Below are 1891 nucleotides of genomic sequence, written 5' to 3'. Positions count from 1 at the left end.
GAAATCGTGGACAAATTCAAGCTGCGCAGCCAGGCGCAGCACATGGCGGCAAAAGATGTGCTCTACGATGTGCTGGACAAGTTCACCTCACCCTACATCAACCTGTCGCCCGTTGCCGCGACAGACCCCGATGGTCGCAAACTGCCACCGCTCACCAACCTGGGCATGGGCTATGTCTTCGAAGAGCTCATCCGCAAGTTCAACGAAGAAAACAACGAAGAGGCCGGTGAGCATTTCACCCCGCGTGAGGTCATTCATCTGATGACCCATTTGCTGTTCGACCCGGTACAAGGCCAGCTGCCGCCCACCATGCTGATCTATGACCCGGCCTGTGGCTCCGGCGGCATGCTCACCGAATCTCAGAACTATCTGGAAGACCCGGCAGGCCCTTTCCGGGTAAAACCCGATTCGGTATTTCTGTATGGCAAGGAAATCAACGATGAAACCTATGCCATCTGCAAGTCCGACATGATGATCAAGGGCAACAATCCCGAGAACATCAAGAACGGATCGACCCTGGCCACGGATGAATTCGCCGGGATGCGCTTCGATTTCATGCTCTCCAATCCTCCCTATGGCAAATCCTGGAAAGCCGATCACAAGGCCATCGTGGATGGCAAAGAGATCCTGGACCCGCGCTTTGAGGTGGTCCTGAGCGATTTCCGAGGAGACGAGCAGGCCGTGCCTGCGACGCCACGCTCCTCGGACGGGCAGCTTCTGTTCCTGATGGAGATGGTGGATAAGATGAAGACCACCAGAGACAGCCCGATGGGCTCCCGGGTCGCCTCAGTCCACAATGGCAGTGCCCTGTTCACCGGCGACGCGGGCAGTGGCGAGAGCAACATCCGCCGCTACATCATCGAGAACGACCTGCTCGAAGCCATCGTTCAGCTGCCCAACAACCTGTTCTACAATACCGGCATCACCACCTATATCTGGTTACTGAGCAGCAACAAGGCGGTCAACCGCAGGGGCCGGGTGCAACTGATCGATGCCTCAAAGCTCTACCGGAAACTGCGCAAGAACCTGGGTAACAAGAACTGCGAGCTCACGCCCGAGCACATCCAACAGATTGTCGAGTTGCACGCCAGCATGCCGAATGACGGCATCTCCAAGGTGTTCGATAACGAGGATTTCGGCTATTACAAGGTCACCGTCGAGCGGCCCAGCCGCAAGGCCGCGCAGTTCACCCCGGAACGGGTTGCCACCCTGCGTTTTATCCCCGCCGTGGCAGAACTGATGGAATGGGCCTACGGGCGATGGGGCGACGGCATCTACGATGAGCTGGCATCCCACAAACAGGCCATCGAGGATCATATCGACCGGGAAGACATCGGCATCACCGCCCGCAACAGGAAACTCCTGCTCGACCCCAAGGCCTGGCGCAGCCAGCGCGAGCTGATGCAGACCGCCGAACAGCTCATGCAAGCCGTCGGTCAGGACCTGTACATGGATTTCAATGTCTTCCGCTCCCTGGTCGAAGAAAACCTTAAATCGCTCGGGACCAAACTGACCGCATCAGAGAAGAACCAGATCTATAATGCGGTCAGCTGGCAGGATGACCAGGCTGAAAAGGTCATCAAGAAGATTCACAGGCTCAAGGGCAACAAGCTGGGAAAAGTGCTCGAATCGCTGTCGTTTGGCGATTTTCAGTGCGAGCAGGGCATGCTGACCGATTTCGGCTACTGGCCAACGGACACCCCGGGCGAGTACATCGAGTACGAGACCGACTCGGACCTGCGCGATACCGAAAACGTCCCCCTGAAAGAGGATATCCACGCCTATTTTCTGCGCGAGGTTCGTCCGCACGTGGATGAAGCCTGGATCAATCTCGGCGCCACCAAGATCGGCTACGAGATCAGCTTCAACAGATACTTTTATCAACACAAGC

At 56.9% G+C, this 1891-nt stretch carries 1 protein-coding gene; it reads left to right on the top strand.

Going from position 1 to position 1891, the window contains the following annotated elements; genetic code table 11:
• Nucleotides 1–1891, top strand: a 1891-nt coding sequence (locus tag ACOCD2_RS18245) for an HsdM family class I SAM-dependent methyltransferase (RefSeq protein WP_419625865.1), incomplete at both ends; no start/stop codon positions are given.

Source organism: Thiolapillus sp., from assembly GCF_048562965.1.
In the GTDB taxonomy this organism is placed as follows: domain Bacteria; phylum Pseudomonadota; class Gammaproteobacteria; order Chromatiales; family Chromatiaceae; genus Thiolapillus; species Thiolapillus brandeum_A.
The sequence above is the reverse complement of the archived record's forward strand: the minus strand, read 5'-3'. Positions and strand labels throughout refer to the sequence as shown.